General features: G+C 54.1%; 12 protein-coding genes. All 12 read left to right on the top strand.

What is annotated here, in order from left to right:
* Positions 1-65: 65 nt before the first annotated feature.
* The 12 genes from serC (at position 66) to N0B28_RS19185 (ending at position 17,125) form a co-directional block, all read left to right on the top strand.
* Positions 66-1,151, top strand: coding sequence for a 3-phosphoserine/phosphohydroxythreonine transaminase (gene serC, locus N0B28_RS19240; RefSeq protein ID WP_043862751.1), 1,086 nt, complete (start codon positions 66-68; stop codon positions 1,149-1,151).
* On the top strand, positions 1,151-2,245 hold the full coding sequence (gene pheA, locus N0B28_RS19235; RefSeq protein WP_043862677.1) for a prephenate dehydratase: 1,095 nt from the start codon (positions 1,151-1,153) through the stop codon (positions 2,243-2,245). Before serC ends, pheA begins: the two co-directional genes overlap by 1 nt.
* A gap of 40 nt (positions 2,246-2,285) precedes the next feature.
* Positions 2,286-4,523, top strand: a complete 2,238-nt coding sequence (locus tag N0B28_RS19230; protein ID WP_043862678.1) for a bifunctional prephenate dehydrogenase/3-phosphoshikimate 1-carboxyvinyltransferase — start codon at positions 2,286-2,288, stop codon at positions 4,521-4,523.
* Positions 4,520-5,206, top strand: coding sequence for a (d)CMP kinase (gene cmk / locus N0B28_RS19225; RefSeq protein WP_043862679.1), 687 nt, complete (start codon positions 4,520-4,522; stop codon positions 5,204-5,206). The genes N0B28_RS19230 and cmk overlap by 4 nt, the downstream gene beginning before the upstream one ends.
* Positions 5,207-5,330: 124 nt before the next feature.
* Positions 5,331-7,007 (top strand): 30S ribosomal protein S1, encoded by a 1,677-nt coding sequence (gene rpsA, locus N0B28_RS19220; protein WP_043862680.1) that lies wholly within the window; start codon positions 5,331-5,333, stop codon positions 7,005-7,007.
* Positions 7,008-7,323: 316 nt separating this feature from the next.
* Complete coding sequence (gene ihfB, locus N0B28_RS19215) at positions 7,324-7,617, top strand: integration host factor subunit beta (protein ID WP_043862681.1); 294 nt, start codon at positions 7,324-7,326, stop codon at positions 7,615-7,617.
* Between the two features lie 24 nt (positions 7,618-7,641).
* Positions 7,642-7,884 (top strand): lipopolysaccharide assembly protein LapA domain-containing protein, encoded by a 243-nt coding sequence (locus tag N0B28_RS19210; RefSeq protein ID WP_210014289.1) that lies wholly within the window; start codon positions 7,642-7,644, stop codon positions 7,882-7,884.
* A gap of 1,445 nt (positions 7,885-9,329) precedes the next feature.
* Positions 9,330-10,376, top strand: a complete 1,047-nt coding sequence (locus N0B28_RS19205) for a Wzz/FepE/Etk N-terminal domain-containing protein (protein ID WP_078479770.1) — start codon at positions 9,330-9,332, stop codon at positions 10,374-10,376.
* A 107-nt stretch (positions 10,377-10,483) separates the two neighbouring features.
* Positions 10,484-11,905, top strand: coding sequence for a Wzz/FepE/Etk N-terminal domain-containing protein (locus N0B28_RS19200; RefSeq protein WP_238596411.1), 1,422 nt, complete (start codon positions 10,484-10,486; stop codon positions 11,903-11,905).
* A 525-nt stretch (positions 11,906-12,430) separates the two neighbouring features.
* On the top strand, positions 12,431-13,759 hold the full coding sequence (locus N0B28_RS19195; RefSeq protein WP_275728091.1) for an O-antigen ligase family protein: 1,329 nt from the start codon (positions 12,431-12,433) through the stop codon (positions 13,757-13,759).
* Positions 13,731-14,882, top strand: coding sequence for a hypothetical protein (locus N0B28_RS19190; RefSeq protein WP_148071536.1), 1,152 nt, complete (start codon positions 13,731-13,733; stop codon positions 14,880-14,882). Before N0B28_RS19195 ends, N0B28_RS19190 begins: the two co-directional genes overlap by 29 nt.
* Positions 14,870-17,125, top strand: coding sequence for a radical SAM protein (locus tag N0B28_RS19185; protein ID WP_078479766.1), 2,256 nt, complete (start codon positions 14,870-14,872; stop codon positions 17,123-17,125). The genes N0B28_RS19190 and N0B28_RS19185 overlap by 13 nt, the downstream gene beginning before the upstream one ends.
* Positions 17,126-17,266 lie beyond the last annotated feature (141 nt).

The raw sequence follows: 17,266 nt of genomic DNA, 5'->3' as shown, positions 1-17,266 counted from the left end.
GGGCGGGCAGGCCCGCCACTGCGGTGTCTGCTCCCACAGACATCAAGAGCAGAGCGAGAGTGGATGTGAGCAAACGAGCCTTTAACTTCTGCGCAGGCCCTGCTGCGCTTCCTGAAGCTGTGCTGCAGCGTGCCCAGGCAGAAATGCTGAACTGGCGCGGCAAAGGCCTGTCGGTCATGGAGATGAGCCACCGTAGCGACGACTACGTGGCCATTGCCGAGAAGGCCGAGCAGGACCTGCGCGACCTGATGTCCATCCCCTCCAACTACAAGGTGCTGTTCCTGCAGGGCGGCGCCAGCCAGCAGTTTGCCGAGATCCCGTTGAACCTGCTGCCCGAGGGCGGTACGGCCGACTACATCGAGACCGGCATCTGGTCGAAAAAGGCGATCGAGGAAGCGCGTCGCTATGGCAACATCAATGTCGCCGCCAGCGCCAAGCCTTACGATTACCTGGCCATCCCGGGTCAGAACGAGTGGAACCTGACCAAGGACGCCGCCTACCTGCATTACGCCTCGAACGAGACCATCGGAGGTCTGGAGTTCGACTGGGTGCCGCAGACCGGTGACGTGCCGCTGGTGGTGGACATGTCCTCGGACATCCTCTCGCGTCCGGTCGACGTGTCGCAGTTCGGTCTGATCTACGCCGGTGCGCAGAAGAACATCGGCCCCAGCGGCCTGGTGGTGGTGATCGTGCGTGAAGACCTGCTGGGCCGTGCCCGCAGCAGCTGCCCGACCATGCTCGACTACAAGGTCGCGGCCGACAACGGCTCGATGTACAACACCCCGGCAACCTATTCCTGGTACCTCTCGGGCCTGGTGTTCGAGTGGCTCAAGGAGCAGGGCGGTGTCGCTGCCATGGAGCAGCGCAACCGCGCCAAGAAGGACCGCCTGTACGGCTTCATCGACAAGAGCGACTTCTATACCAACCCGATCAGCAGCAATGCCCGTTCCTGGATGAACGTGCCGTTCCGCCTGGCCGACGAGCGCCTGGACAAGGCGTTCCTGGCGGGCGCCGACGAGCGTGGCCTGCTCAACCTCAAGGGTCACCGTTCGGTGGGCGGCATGCGTGCCTCGATCTACAACGCCCTGGGCCTGGATGCCGTGGAGGCACTGGTGGCCTACATGGGTGAATTCGAGAAGGAACACGCCTGATGTCCGAACAGGAACTCAAGGCCCTGCGCGTGCGCATCGACAGCCTCGACGAGAAGATCCTCGAGTTGATCAGCGACCGTGCGCGCTGCGCCCAGGAAGTCGCCCGGGTCAAGACCGCGACCCTGGCAGAAGGCGAGGTGCCGGTGTTCTACCGGCCCGAGCGCGAGGCGCAGGTGCTCAAGCGCGTGATGGAGCGCAACAAGGGCCCGCTGGGCAACGAGGAAATGGCCCGGCTGTTCCGTGAAATCATGTCGTCGTGCCTGGCGCTGGAACAACCGCTCAAGGTCGCCTATCTGGGGCCTGAGGGCACCTTTACCCAGGCCGCGGCCATGAAGCACTTCGGCCATGCCGTGATCAGCAAGCCGATGGCGGCCATCGACGAGGTATTCCGCGAAGTGGTCGCCGGCGCGGTCAATTTCGGCGTGGTGCCTGTGGAAAACTCCACCGAAGGTGCGGTCAACCACACCCTGGACAGCTTCCTCGAGCACGACATGGTGATCTGCGGCGAAGTCGAGCTGCGCATTCACCACCACCTGCTGGTTGGCGAGAATACCAAGACCGACAGCATCAGCCGTATCTACTCCCACGCCCAGTCGCTGGCCCAGTGCCGCAAGTGGCTGGATGCTCATTATCCGAACGTCGAGCGGGTGGCGGTATCGAGCAATGCCGAAGCTGCCAAGCGGGTCAAGGGCGAGTGGAATTCGGCGGCGATCGCCGGTGACATGGCGGCCGGCCTGTACGGTCTGACACGCCTTGCGGAGAAAATCGAAGACCGTCCGGACAATGCCACGCGCTTCCTGATGATCGGCAACCAGGAAGTGCCGCCGACCGGTGATGACAAGACCTCGATCATCGTTTCGATGAGCAACAAGCCGGGTGCGTTGCACGAACTGCTGGTACCGTTCCACGAGAACGGCATCGACCTGACCCGCATCGAGACCCGTCCGTCGCGCAGCGGCAAGTGGACCTACGTGTTCTTCATCGACTTCGTCGGCCACCATCGTGACCCGTTGATCAAGGCGGTGCTGGAGCAGATCAGCCAGGAGGCGGTGGCCCTGAAGGTACTGGGCTCGTATCCGAAGGCGGTGCTCTGAGGTATGCCAATGCGTGATGTTCTGAACAGGGTCCTGCTCCGTGGTTGAAGTCGTAAAGCAAGGCGGGCCCGTCATCGGCCGGCTGGTGGTGGTGGGCCTGGGCCTGATTGGCGGCTCGTTCGCCAAGGGCCTGCGTGAAAGTGGCCTGTGCCGCGAGGTGGTCGGTGTCGACCTGGACCCGCAATCGCGCAAGCTGGCGGTCGAGCTGGGTGTGGTCGACCGTTGTGAAGAGGACCTGGCTGCGGCCTGTGTCGGGGCTGACGTGATCCAGCTGGCGGTGCCGATCCTGGCCATGGAAAAGCTCCTGGCGCGCCTGGCGCAGCTTGACCTGGGTGCGGCGGTGCTGACTGATGTGGGCAGCGCCAAGGGCAACGTGGTGCGTGCTGCGCGCGAAGCCTTTGCCGAGAAACTGCCGCGTTTCGTACCTGGCCATCCGATCGCGGGCTCCGAGCAGAGTGGGGTGGAGGCCTCCAATGCCGCCCTCTTCCGTCGCCACAAGGTGATTCTCACGCCGCTGGCAGAAACCGACCCTGCCGCCCTGGCGCTGGTCGATCGCCTGTGGCGTGCACTGGATGCCGATGTCGAGCACATGCAGGTGGAGCGCCACGACGAAGTGCTGGCGGCAACCAGTCATCTGCCGCATCTGCTGGCTTTCGGCCTGGTCGATTCGCTGGCCAAGCGCAATGAAAACCTCGATATCTTCCGTTACGCTGCCGGTGGGTTCCGCGATTTCACAAGAATCGCCGGAAGCGACCCGGTCATGTGGCATGACATCTTCCTCGCCAATCGCGAGGCTGTCCTGCGCACACTGGATACATTTCGCAGCGACCTCGACGCCTTGCGCGACGCGGTCGATGCAGGGGATGGGCACCAGCTGCTGGGCGTTTTCACCCGCGCCCGGGTTGCCCGCGAGCATTTCAGTAAAATCCTGGCCCGTCGGGCCTATGTGGACGCTATGAACTCCAACGACCTGATTTTCCTGGCACAACCTGGTGGCCGCCTGTCCGGCCGTATTCGCGTACCAGGCGACAAATCGATTTCTCACCGCTCGATCATGCTCGGCTCCCTGGCCGAAGGCACCACCGAGGTGGAAGGCTTCCTCGAGGGTGAGGATGCGCTGGCGACCCTGCAGGCGTTCCGCGACATGGGCGTGGTCATCGAAGGCCCGCACCATGGTCGCGTGACCATTCACGGGGTGGGGCTCAATGGCCTCAAGCCGCCGCCTGGCCCGATCTACCTGGGCAACTCGGGTACCTCGATGCGCCTGCTGTCCGGCCTGCTGGCCGCGCAGCCGTTCGACACCGTGCTGACCGGCGATGCTTCGCTGTCCAAGCGCCCGATGAACCGTGTGGCCAACCCGCTGCGCGAAATGGGTGCGGTCATCGAGACCGCCGCCGAGGGGCGCCCGCCGATGACCATCCGCGGTGGCCATACGCTCAAGGCGCTGGATTACAAACTGCCGATGGCCAGTGCCCAGGTCAAATCCTGCCTGTTGCTGGCCGGCCTGTATGCCCAGGGCAAGACTACCGTCACCGAGCCTGCGCCTACCCGTGACCATACCGAGCGCATGCTGCGCGGTTTTGGCTACAGCGTGAGCGTCGATGGCCCTACCGCCTCGCTGGAGTCCGGTGGCAAGCTGACCGCCACCCACATCGAGGTGCCGGCCGATATCTCCTCGGCGGCCTTCTTCCTGGTCGCGGCCTCGATTGCCGAGGGTTCGGAGCTGGTACTGGAGCACGTCGGCATCAACCCGACCCGCACCGGTGTCATCGACATTCTGCAACTGATGGGCGGCGATATCACCCTGGAAAACCAGCGTGAAGTCGGCGGCGAGCCGGTAGCCGACCTGCGAGTGCGCGGCGCCAGGCTCAAGGGTATCGAGATTCCGGAGCACCTGGTGCCCCTGGCGATCGACGAGTTCCCGGTGCTGTTCGTGGCTGCGGCCTGTGCCGAAGGGCGTACCGTGCTGCGCGGCGCCGAAGAGCTGCGGGTGAAGGAGTCGGATCGCATCCAGGTCATGGCCGACGGCCTGCTGGCGCTGGGCGTGAAGTGCGAACCTACCCCGGACGGCATCATCATCGACGGCGGCAGCATCGGTGGTGGCGAAGTGCATGGGCATGGCGACCACCGTATCTCCATGGCCTTCAGTGTCGCCTCGCTGCGCGCTTGCGCGCCGATTCGCATCCATGACTGTGCCAACGTTGCCACCTCGTTCCCCAACTTCCTCGCGCTGTGTGCCGAAGTCGGCATCCGCGTAGCTGAAGAGGGCAAGTCGTGAACGCGCTGGCACCGGTCATCACCATCGACGGGCCTAGCGGTTCTGGCAAGGGTACCGTTGCCGGCATGCTGGCCCGCGAGCTGGGCTGGAAGCTGCTGGATTCCGGTGCTCTGTACCGCCTCCTGGCATTCGCCGCCGGCAACCACGGTGTCGACCTGACCAATGAAGAACTGCTGGTCAAGCTGGCCGCCCATCTGGACGTGCAATTCATCGCCGCCGAGCCGGGCAAGTTGCAGCAGATCATCCTCGAGGGGGATGATGTGAGCAATGTGATCCGTACCGAAACCGTGGGCGCTGGCGCATCGATGGTGGCTTCGCTGCCGGCGGTGCGTGATGCGCTGCTGCAGCGCCAGCGGGCGTTTCAGGAGTCGCCCGGCCTGATCGCCGATGGGCGCGACATGGGGACGGTGGTGTTTCCAGACGCGCCCTTGAAGATTTTCCTCACGGCCAGCGCCGAGGAGCGGGCGCGTCGTCGTTACTTGCAGTTGAAGGGCAAGGGCGATGATGTTAGTCTGTCGAGTCTGCTAGATGAGATACGTGCGCGTGATGAGCGCGACACCCAGCGCGCAGTGGCCCCGCTCAAGCCGGCGGCCGATGCAATCCAGCTGGATTCCACGGAATTGTCCATCGAACAGGTGTTGCAACGCATCAGAAGCGAGATCGCACTTCGCGATATCGCCTGATACAGGGCGGCATGCAGGGGCACCAGTCAACGTCCTGCAGGCTTTCCCTTTATATGAACGAAACCCACATTGTCTGGAATGTGGCTGATGGGCGTATGTCTCGCCCTAATCTACAGGAATTAAAATGAGCGAAAGCTTTGCAGAACTCTTTGAAGAAAGCCTGAAAACCCTCAACCTTCAACCAGGTGCGATCATCACCGGTATCGTTGTCGATATCGACGGTGACTGGGTTACTGTCCACGCCGGTCTGAAGTCCGAGGGCGTCATCCCGCTCGAGCAGTTCTACAACGAAGCTGGCGAGCTGACCATCAAGGTCGGTGACGAAGTTCACGTTGCGCTGGACGCGGTCGAAGACGGCTTTGGCGAAACCAAGCTGTCCCGTGAAAAAGCCAAGCGCGCCGAGTGCTGGATTGTTCTGGAAGCAGCTTTCGCCGCCGAAGAAGTGGTCAAGGGCGTTATCAACGGTAAGGTTAAAGGCGGCTTCACTGTCGACGTTAACGGTATCCGTGCGTTCCTGCCGGGCTCCCTGGTTGATGTCCGCCCTGTGCGTGACACCACCCACCTCGAAGGCAAAGAGCTGGAATTCAAGGTCATCAAGCTGGACCAGAAGCGCAACAACGTTGTCGTTTCCCGTCGCAGTGTCCTGGAAGCCGAAAACAGCGCCGAGCGCGAAGCTCTGCTGGAATCGCTGCAGGAAGGCCAGCAAGTCAAAGGTATCGTCAAGAACCTCACCGACTACGGCGCATTCGTTGACCTGGGCGGCGTTGATGGCCTGCTGCACATCACCGACATGGCCTGGAAGCGTATCAAGCACCCGTCGGAAATCGTCAACGTTGGCGACGAGATCGACGTCAAGGTACTGAAGTACGATCGTGAGCGTAACCGCGTTTCGCTGGGCCTGAAGCAACTGGGCGAAGACCCATGGGTTGCTATCAAGGCACGTTACCCAGAAAGCACCCGCGTCATGGCGCGCGTCACCAACCTGACCGACTACGGCTGCTTCGCAGAGCTGGAAGAAGGCGTGGAAGGCCTGGTACACGTTTCCGAAATGGACTGGACCAACAAGAACATCCACCCTTCGAAAGTCGTACAAGTCGGCGACGAAGTGGAAGTCATGGTTCTGGACATCGACGAAGAGCGTCGTCGTATCTCCCTGGGCATCAAGCAGTGCAAGTCGAACCCATGGGAAGACTTCTCTGGCCAGTTCAACAAGGGCGACAAGATCTCCGGCACCATCAAGTCGATCACCGATTTCGGTATCTTCATTGGTCTGGACGGCGGCATCGACGGTCTGGTTCACCTGTCCGACATCTCCTGGAACGAAGTGGGCGAAGAAGCCGTACGTCGCTTCAAGAAGGGCGACGAGCTGGACACCGTCATCCTGTCGGTTGACCCAGAGCGCGAGCGTATCTCCCTGGGTATCAAGCAGCTGGAAGACGATCCGTTCTCCAACTACGTTGCTGTCAACGACAAAGGCGCTATCGTAAAAGGTATCGTTAAAGAAGTTGACGCCAAGGGCGCTATCATCACCCTGGCCGACGATATCGAAGCCACTCTGAAAGCTTCCGAAATCAGCCGTGACCGCGTTGAAGACGCGCGTAACGTCCTGAAGGAAGGCGAAGAAGTTGAAGCCAAGATCATCAGCGTTGACCGCAAGAGCCGCGTAATCAACCTCTCCATCAAGTCGAAAGACGATGCTGAAGAGAAAGAAGCAATCCAGAGCCTGAAAGCCGCTCCGGAAGCTGCTGCCGATACCACCATGGCTGCACTGCTGCGCGAAGCAATGGCCAAACAGAACTGAGTTCTGCTTGATCATTAAAAAGGGCGACTTCGGTCGCCCTTTTTTGTGCCTGCGATTCATGTCTGTTTGCGGATGAGTCTGCAGGGGGTCCCATGCCTTCCTGTGTTCCGCCAGGGCGGATTCGTCCACGTCAGGGCGAAGCAAATGCGCCAATCCCTTGCCCCGCCTCACCTGCGGGCAGCGGCACTCACTTGTCACCCTTGTGTGCAAATCTTGAAAATTTTATTAAGTCAAGAACCACCCTGTTCAAATCAGCTAGGGCGTGCTACAAACAGAGTAAGCAATGATCTAGCTGCTTGATAAAGAAGGGAAAAATATGACGAAGTCGGAGCTGATCGAACGTATTGTCACCCATCAAGGGCTGCTTTCATCGAAGGATGTGGAGCTGGCCATCAAGACCATGCTTGAGCAGATGTCCCAGTGCCTGGCTACAGGGGATCGAATCGAGATCCGCGGCTTTGGCAGCTTCTCGCTGCATTACCGGGCGCCGCGCCTGGGTCGTAACCCGAAGACGGGGCAGTCGGTGAGTCTGGACGGCAAGTTCGTGCCGCATTTCAAGCCCGGTAAAGAGTTGCGTGATCGGGTCAACGATGAGGAGGAGGGCGCATGATGGCCGCTGAGCAAGGAGCAAGTCATGCGTAACCTCAAGCGTGTAGTGCTGGCGCTGGTGGTGCTGGCCGTTGCGGCGGTGGTGCTGCTGTTTGTGCTGGAGAACCAGCAGTCGGTGGCATTGGTGCTGTTTGGGTGGGCTGCGCCGGCGTTGCCGTTGTCGGTTGTGGTGCTGGTTGCCTTGGTGGGTGGGTTGCTGGTTGGGCCGGTGATGGGGGCATATGTTGCAGTGCGTGCCAGAGGTCGCATGCGACGCAGTGATCAGTAAATCGGGCCCGCGTGCATCCATCTATTATCCAAAGTAGAGCCTTCCTACAGCTACTGACTGAATTGCCCACGGGGCAGTGCCCGTGTTTTATGGAGTAATGGCCCTCCATAAAACACACCGGACAACGTGCCCTAATGATACATCCTACAGCCACCGAACACGGCGCCACTCAAGGTGCCACAGGCTCTTGCCATCAACTGCACCTAAACGCCAACTGCAGCATATTGATCGACTGCAGCCTGTTCCAGGCGGAAGCTGCATGCATTGACCTTCCTATAGGTGGCATTAAGGCGCCGCTGCTTACTCGCAATCACCTCGATAATGTAGGCCTACTCCGGATTTGCTGTCTGCGGGTTTCAGTTGCCCGATTAATTTCAACCACCCTACCGCAAAGTTGCTGCCGTTGGTCCCAGAGGATGCGTTGGTCTTTGGTGCTGCCTCGGTCAAGCGCGATGTGGAGCGCGCAGTCAGCGCATTGAACGCATGATCGAACGGGCTATGGTGGGCACGGCACTTTGCTCATACCAGCTCTCAGTGCAGAGCGCACCCAGAAGCAGCTGTACGAGATCGAGGTCGTCCTGCATCTAGGTCATTGAGTGCAGATGAGCGACTGCGCTGTAACCGGCAGGCGGTAGATTGGCCGCAGTTACCGATCAATCTCGAGTCGCCACTAGCCAGCTTCTTTACCTAGGATTATCGCGAGCTCAATGAATTCTGGGGTGACGATGCGTGGCCAGCAACTGGAGTAGGGCAGGCGGCCCTTGCATTCTCGTCAGTTGATCACGATCGAAGCATGTCAGGGTGCGAGCCACCTGGCCATCACGGGCCTGCCTTGGGCAATAGCATATGTAAGGGTGAGCACATCGTGAATTACCTCAAAGCTATGCTTGGCGATTCGCGGCACTAGGAGTTTTTTTGGGGTATCAGGGCAAGGGTGAACCAGAGGCGTTGATTCAAGCCAGCGAAGATGCGCAAGGTGTCGTAACGGTAAATCTGGATTGCGAAATGCATGAAACAAAGGGCGAAGGTGGCGACCCTGAGTGGATATTCCGTGCATGCAGGGTTGGTCGAGTTTGTTACGGGCATGTAGGTGTGGCCTGAGCAGGTTCGGTTGGTGCGTGGGGGTACACGCGCAGAGCAGGCTTTTTGCAAGACTTTGATAGCATGAGTGCGGGGTGGTCGAGGTTGTAGTAGGTGAGAACTTGACGAGGAGTTGAAGGGAACTTCTTGGCTGATTGCGCGCTCGTATTTCGATGTGCCGCATCGGGCTGGCTGCGTACGAAAATACGTCAGATGGGCGTGCAGGTTTGATAAACGGCACTAAGCTATGGTTTGGTAACGAAATAAACCAAGTTGATGTGCAATTGATATCAGGCTTTCACGACTTGCTTTTTAGCTTGCACCGGTCTCAAACGAAAATTTGGGTTTAAGGAATTACATAATAAATGTCCAACCACCGTGAACGTGTCGTAAGAGATGACGAGATCGACTTGATTGAGCTGATCCGTGGGCTCTGGCAACAAAAGCTGCTCATCATTCTGACGACATTGGTTGTCGGTGGGGCGGCTGTAGCTTATGCGCTGCTGGCGACGCCGGTGTACGAGGCCAAGGTGTTCGTGCAGCCGCCATCGCAGAATGACATTGCGCATCTGAATTACGGACGTGGGGGAGATTCCGAGCTGGGAATGCTGACGGTGAAGGACGTCTATGATGTGTATGTACGTAATTTGCAGTCGGAGTCGTTGCGTCGTAGGTTTTTTCAGGACGTCTACCTGCCGGCACTGAGCGCTCAAGAGCGCCTAGGCTCCCAAGATGAGCTGTATGAGGATCTGAGCAAAGTGCTGAAAGTGACTATTGCGAACAAGGAAATTCCGACGCGTTTCGCTATTACTGTCAATATGCCAGACCCAAATCTAGCTGTTAGCTGGGCGGTGCAATATGGGGAAATGGCAGGGTATCGAGCAAAGCTCGAAATCCTAAAGGATCTCAAGGCAGATGCTTCAGTCAAAGCGAACAACCTTGAGCGTCAGATAACAACGGCGAGGGAAAATGCGAAGAGACTACGCGACGACCAGATTGCGCAACTGGAGGAAGCGTTGACGATTGCCAAATCGATTAACCTGGAACGACCGCCCATCATTTCTGGGAACCTCTCAACTGAGGTCTCCGCCGGGATGGATGGGGCCCTGACCTACATGCGAGGCAGTAAAGCACTACAGGCTGAAATTGAGAATCTGCAGAAGCGTGGCTCGGATGACCCTTTTATCAGCAACCTCCGTGAGCAGCAATCTCAGGAATCGTTCTATCGCTCTCTGGAAGTCGACCCTAGCGTAGTGGGGGTGTACCGCCAGGACGGCGCACTCGATTTACCTGATAGCCCCATCAAACCCAAAAGATTTATTGTCGTGTTTTTAGGCGTGTTGGCAGGTGCTGGGCTAGGAATCACATTGGCGCTTTTCCGTCGCGTCTGGTCGAGCACCCCAAAAAAATGACAAGCAACCGCTAATGTAAATCATTCCTGATTGCCGACTGTCAGGTGGCAACGTGCGCAGTTAGCTGGCACAATACTCTCGTCGCTTAGCGACAGGGATGATTTCGAGTGCTTAGTTCGGCGAAGGTGTCGATAGCGAAGAGTTGCGTGCCTGTTTCTGGGCGAATGTCTCTTTTTATTCAGGCGGACCTTCGTTTGGCAAGTATTTCTCGTATCCCCTCAGTAGTGACTAGCGACGAATTTGATATTCTGACCCTGTTGCAAGCGGTATGGCGCCAAAGAAAGCTCATTGTGATCTGCTCACTATTCTTTGGCGTGATTGGAGCGCTGTTCGCTTATACCGTCACGCCTGAGTATGAAGTCAGTACTATATTGCGTCCTGCTGCGCTGAATGAGTTGGACGCACTGAACCGTTCTGAAATTTACTCTTTGCCTCCAAGCACCGCATTGATTCGTGTCGGAGCGGCGCTCGACTCGTACGAAACACGTCTTGGTTATTTTCGATCTAACCCCGATTTGCAGGCTGCGTTCACCCGACCAGGATATACCGCAGAGCAGGCATTTGAAGACTTTAATCGCAATGCATTAAAGTTGGTACAGCCGGATCCAAAGAAAGCAGACTTGCTCAGTGCATATATCGGTTTCCAAATGCGATATCCAGAAGGGGTGCGCGGGCATGACGTATTGAACGAACTCGTCAACTACGCAATCGAAAACGAGCGTCGTCAAGTGTCAGATGACTTGAAAATTATCATCGGTAATCGGCTTAAGGAAGTGGATGCCAAGTTGGTAGCAGCGCGCGCAGATTATGATGCTACCAAAGAAAGCAATATCGCAGAGCTGCTAGAGAGCGACAGCCTCAGTCGTGCCTTGTTGCAAGATGAACTTAAGGCGCTGCGTGTACAACTTAAGCAGCGCCGGGAAGACCGAATTTCTGTGCTTGACGAAGCCATCAATATTGCGCGCTCGCTCGGACTGAAGAAGCCGTCGACCCCATCATCTATGGCTGATAGTGAAGCATCAGGCAATGTAATTCGCACTGAGGTCAACAACCAGCAAATACCACTTTACTTCATGGGTACCGATGCGCTTGAAGCGGAGCGTCAGGTATTACGTAAGCGCCGGTCAGATGACTTTGCTGATCCACGAATTGCGCAAATCCGTAGAGAGCTTTCGCTGTTGATCAGCAATCGGCAGGTTGAAGTGTTGCGCAAGCGTGAAAATGAAGAAATATTTCTGAAAGGGGTAGAGCCCCTGCGTGCTGAACGTATTCGACTGGAAAATATTTCCACGGACCTGAGCCAGTTACGCTTGGTGAGCATTGATCGATTTGCCGTCGAACCGGTTAATCCGGTCGCCCCCCAAAAACTTTTATGGATAGCATTAGGGCTGATACTGGGGGCGGGTATAGGTCTATTCCTCGCGATTCTACGCAATGCCGTCCATACTCGCCGCGGCAGTCAGACGCAGTCGGCCGCTAAGCCACATAGTGTAGCTGCCGATGCTCGCTCCTCTTTACCCGCACTGTAGAGATTAACGTCATTGAGGCGACGAGGGCGCAAGCCTGTAATGCTTCAATGGCTGAGACTAGCACTGCCGTCTCTATAGGTGATGCCATAATGATGGCGATAGCGTTGGGCAACACTGTTTGGCTAGGGCATCACGAGTAGCTGGTGTAGAATTTTTGCAGTGGTCCTCCGCGTATCCAGCAAGTCATCACCTTCCGCTTCGTTCGTTGGCATACTGGCTAGGTTTGACGACCAAATGATCAAGTAACCAGGGTACGTTCTGCCATGTATACCTCGGGAGGGAATTGGGCCGTTGTTAACACTCCTCTTGTTATGGGCGAGTGGAGAACGGACGGATGAGCCGCTGGGTGACGCTCACTGGCTTTCTGGAGCAGTGTCAGAGGCGTGCTCAAGTAGCCAAGGTGCGGAGCAGGGGAGAAAATTTGAACGCCCTGCAGTGTGGCGTACTTTTCATCGATTAATCATTAGGAAACTGGATTGCTTGTTCCGTTTCGTGGTGTTGAACGACAGTGGATTGATTTACTAGGTGAGTGACAGTGCGGTGGATGAGAATCTAGATAAAAAACTGGAAAGCAGCACTGCTGGATGGAAGCTGAAAGTCGATACACTAATAGTGCTTCTCATTTCGCTGACGCCTTTCAATTTATCAGTTGTTGATAAGACAGGCCTGGACACCGGGATTGACAACACGCTTGACAAGGTGGTCAGAGTCGCTTGGTTTTTATTTTGCATTCTTACGGTATGTTTGTTGAAGCCTAGATTGTTTCGCCGAGTGTTTGCTCATCCGTCTCCTCTCATGAAGCTTTTGTTCTGTTACATGATTATTCTGACGTTGAGCCTCGTAGTGAACGGCGTTGGAGTCACAGGTTTCTATCGGTTGTGCGAATATATTTTGCTTTTGTTTGCATTAGATATAGTTGATAAAACAATCAGGCTTGAAGGTCGGGACGCGGCGGTTAGAGTTTTCGCTGGTTGGGTGCAAATGGCAGCCGTTGCTATCGTGATAATGATAGCCATCGGACTAGTCATTTCCCCGAATCACTTTTATGCCTTGGAAACGCAAGGTCGTTTTCGCCTTGGAGGAAACGCATACAGCCCAAATTTTATCGGGATGGTATTCGCCTCTGGAATGTTGTCCAGTCTCTACTTGATGGGCAGGGCTCGCACCACGCTGAAAAAGTTTTTGATTCTAATGTGTTGCTTGTTTTTTGGCGTGGCATTGTATTTTACAGGAAGCAGAACGGCCCAGTTTTCCGTTGCAATTGCCATTTGTCTATGGGTTTTATTAAACTTTAATGTCATGGATAGAGCGTTGCTTTGCGCGGTTTGTATGATATTTGTCACCCCTTTATTATTACTTTTCTATGAGTTTTTTGTTGAGCGTTTATTGCCATTGATTGGGAAGGGTGAGCGGCCGCTGTATGACCTTCTGACGCTTAATAATCGAAGCGTTGTCGCGGAGGTCGGTCTGCAAGGCGCGTTAGATCATTGGTATCTAGGTGTCGGTTTTGTTGAGGGTGTCAAAGAGTATTACAGACTCAATTTCACTCAGAGTTACTGGCTGCCCCCGCATACTCACAATGCGCTAATCGAAAGCTTTCTTTCCGGTGGTGTGCTTTCACTTCTGCTGATGTCTGTTGTTTTCTACAAGGCAGTGAAGCTTATTCTAAGGAATCTCGCCTGCAGGCAGAATAGTCCAGATATCTACCTTGCCGCTCTGTCTTTACCGTTGATTCTTGGTTGTGTAACAATGACTATATTTGGAGGCGTTTATACGGTGCTGACATTTTGGTTCTTTTCTCTTGCTTTGTTCTCGTGGTCAAAAAATGAAAGAAAAGATTCTGTATATAGTTGATCAATTTTTATTTTCGGCGGTCAATTTTATTGTATTTATCGTTCTTGATTATAGATTTGATGTAGATGATGTTGCTCAGTACGCGATCATGATCTCAGCGGCAGCGTTTTTATTGAATTTCGGTTTCGCTATTAAGGTGGAGCGCTTGCTGTTTTCCAGTGATCGCTTATTTAGCGCGAATGATTTTTTTGTGCTTTGTATGTTGCTGTTTATAGCCAGTGTGGTTCTGTATTTTTTATTGTGGTTCACCTATGCAGGTGGATTTTGGCTTGCCATGGTCATGTTTACGAGCAGTGTGCTATGGGTCATTAGGCGTGTTTGTGTCCTTGATAGTAAGCGCGTTAAATATTCCGTCGCTGCAACGTTGGTGGTCGGGACGCTCGCATCGTTAAGTGCATACGTGTGTAATGTCTATGTTGACGTGTTGATGCTGGTTTGTCTGGTTAACTGCATGGCGCTCATTTACTTGTCACTACTCACGATCAAGAAAAAAAATGAATCGTTCAAGGATAATGTTTTCAGTATATTTGCTGACCCACCAGCGTTGGCCAAATCAGTCATGCTTGTGCCGTTGCTATGGTTTCCATCAAACGGCATCTACCTGTTTCTTGCAAGCCTGGGAAGCCCTGCTGCGATTGTGGAGGTACGAAAACTGCTAATGCTATTGTCGCCAATACAGCAGATATCTGGTGCGATGATTAATTTCGTATTTTCAAAGGGGGGGGGCTATAAAGTGACTTATCTCGAAGTATGGGTTGCGCCTTTGACCATTACCCTGATTGTCACCCCGGTGGCTGCTATCCTTTATGGTACATTGTTGCATGGTACATCTGAGGGGATTTTCATGTGGGCTGCTTTCGCGCTAATCGTATTCGCAATGATTGTGATTTCTTTACTGCAGTCAAATTTACGTGTGCTGGGAAAGCAAGCCAGTGTTATCGCATCTTTGGCGGTCGCGGTCGCAGTGAAATTATCATTTCTGTTTGGCTTCTATAGCTTTGGTGAGGGTGGCGTTGGTGTGACCGATAGTTTGGTCTCAATGGCTGCTGCCTATGCGCTGAGTGCGCTCTTCCTATATATATTTTTTGTTAACGATAAAAGAATTTCGAGGTGGACCCGTTGAAAGTTTTGAAGGTTTTAGAATACCTGAAGGATTATGCTGGTTTGAATCGGGATGTAAGGGTCGTTAATTTTCCTATCACGGACAACTGTAATTCCAGATGCACGATGTGTAACATCTGGAAGAACAATATTGTGGACGAAATAAGCCCGGAAGAGATAACAAAAGTGTTGTCTCATTCAAGGTTTTCGAAAGTTAAGCATCTAGGGATATCAGGCGGTGAGCCGACGTTACGCAAAGACCTCGTCAGGTGTGTCGGTGCTATCGTAGATGCTCTCCCATTACTCGAAACACTTTCTATTACTTCGCACGGCTACAGTAACTCGCGATGGAGACGATTTCTTCCCTTGATTAAGGAGATTGTTCAGCGCAGAGGTATTTCGTTTAGTTTGAACATATCCATTGATGGGTACGGTGAGCGTCATGACCTGATTAGAGGCATCAGTGGTGCATTTTCAAAGGCCACTAAAACTATCGAGATAGCACAAGCGTTGAATGTGAAGCTTCAGCTTCAGTACACGATCTCAACAATGAACGTTTATTCGATGCAACTTGCATTGGATTATGCGCGTGATAAAAATATAGAAATAATCTTTAGATTAGCAACAAATATTGAGCGTCTCTACAATGCTGATCGCTCTGAAGTATTCATTGATAATGAAGAGCGCTCCTTTGTCGCGGACTTCTTTTCTTCTGGCGAATTGCTAGCTCAAACCAGGTCGCTGTCGAGGAAGCTTTACTATAGTCGGATGCAGCGATGGCTTTCATCCGGTGGTGGCGCAAGAGCCATGCCCTGCTACTTTAAAGATCAAGGCATGTTGCTAACATCGAAATTGGCGCTCTACCCCTGTTCGGTTGCTAAAACGGCAGTAGTTGAGGATCTGCGAGCATCCGACTTCAGTATTTCGGAGAAGGGGATTGAAGTCGCTAGAGAAGTTACAAAAAATAAATACTGTGATAGCTGTATCCATGATCAAAGCGGTGCCTGGAGCCCCTTTTCTATCCTCGCCTATAAAATTAATCAGTGGAAAGGTACCGTTGTTGTTAGGAAGGTTTTGCGGTTGGCGGATAATCTTCTTAATGCTGTGGCCATTGCCCCCTTTGCACTGCTGAGAAAAATCAAAGCACCTAAAGGTTTAGCGCTGGACGCGATGCCGGTAGTCACCATTATGGGTGCCTACGGTGGGGAGCACGTTGGTGATGCCGCTATTCTTGGTGGTGTGATATTGAGGCTGAAAAAACAATTTCAGACTCAAAAGTTTTTCATTCTCAGCTTCAGGCCCGACCGAACTCAAAAGTGGGTTCAGTCGTTGAAAATTGATGGCGTGGATTTTTCCGTGGTAAAGCTTTCGCGTAGCAGTTTACGAACTGCATTGGGTCAAAGCGATGGTCTGGTGTACGCAGGCGGGCCAATCATGGATATACCTGTTAATTTGAGTTTCTATCTTTATGCCTCTCTTCTGGCTACGTGGAAAAAGATTCCTTTTGTTGTCGAGGGGGTCGGTCTAGGGCCGTACAAAAGAACAGTAAGCAAATATTTTGCTTCTTTGATGTTGCTGCTTGCCAAGCAAATTACATTGCGTAGCAAGAGCAATTTTGAAAGTTTGCCATTTTACAATAAAATTGAAGTTTTAAAGGTTGATCAGGATCCTGCGTTTGATTACCTTCACTACTACAGGTTTATGCTTCCCCAGATCAATTACAGTGCTCGTGAAAGAACAGAGCTTTCTTCGCTGAAAGATTATATCGCCGGGCGTGAGAAAGTATTGTTCGTCAATTTACGGCCTATTTGGAGTGCTTACGCTACAAAAGGTAGCGAAGGCAGTGTGGGTCGCATAGTGGACAGTATGACCCGGAACGTGACTTCTGTGATCAACCAACTGGGCGCCGAGTGGGCGGTGGTGTTCATTCCGTTCAACCCAGACACTTACGGTTTTTCTGACTTTAGTTCCTTTTACCAAGTGGTCAAGGGTGTCCTGCCAAGTCGCGATTATTATGTCGTCGAGTATGAGCCCGGTGTTCCGATCATGCTTGATATGCTGGGTCAATGTACTCATTTACTCGCGATGAGGTTTCATGCCTGCATATTTGGTTTGTCGAGTGGTTTGGATGTTTATGGGATTGACTATCAGGTAGGTGGACGCGGAAAGGTGGCTGGTCTATTTGACAGCCTTGGCAGCACCAACGTGAGCAATGTGAGCGAGTTGGATGAACCCACAATTCGCGGATGGCTGGGTGAGGTTTAGTTAAGGTTGTGCTGTAGGTGGTGGTATACGATGCCTGCTGAGTGTTTTTTACGCAGTCAGGCAGCGCTATCACCATTTTTATTTGCGAAAAATTAATAAGGGGCCAGCACGTTGCGAGTTCTTCTAACGCATAACTTCTAC

This window comes from Pseudomonas sp. SD17-1 (assembly GCF_029201585.1).
In the GTDB taxonomy this organism is placed as follows: domain Bacteria; phylum Pseudomonadota; class Gammaproteobacteria; order Pseudomonadales; family Pseudomonadaceae; genus Aquipseudomonas; species Aquipseudomonas palmensis.
Note: the sequence above shows the minus strand (reverse complement) of the source record. Positions and strands in the feature narration are given on the sequence as shown.

Bases quoted from the DNA above. Each gene is read 5' to 3' on its own strand.
- pheA (WP_043862677.1), top strand. From the start codon at position 1,151: ATGTCCGAACAGGAACTCAAGGCCCTGCGCGTGCGCATCGACAGCCTC.
- rpsA (WP_043862680.1), top strand. From the start codon at position 5,331: ATGAGCGAAAGCTTTGCAGAACTCTTTGAAGAAAGCCTGAAAACCCTC.
- ihfB (WP_043862681.1), top strand. From the start codon at position 7,324: ATGACGAAGTCGGAGCTGATCGAACGTATTGTCACCCATCAAGGGCTG.
- N0B28_RS19210 (WP_210014289.1), top strand. From the start codon at position 7,642: ATGCGTAACCTCAAGCGTGTAGTGCTGGCGCTGGTGGTGCTGGCCGTT.
- N0B28_RS19205 (WP_078479770.1), top strand. From the start codon at position 9,330: ATGTCCAACCACCGTGAACGTGTCGTAAGAGATGACGAGATCGACTTG.
- N0B28_RS19190 (WP_148071536.1), top strand. From the start codon at position 13,731: ATGAAAGAAAAGATTCTGTATATAGTTGATCAATTTTTATTTTCGGCG.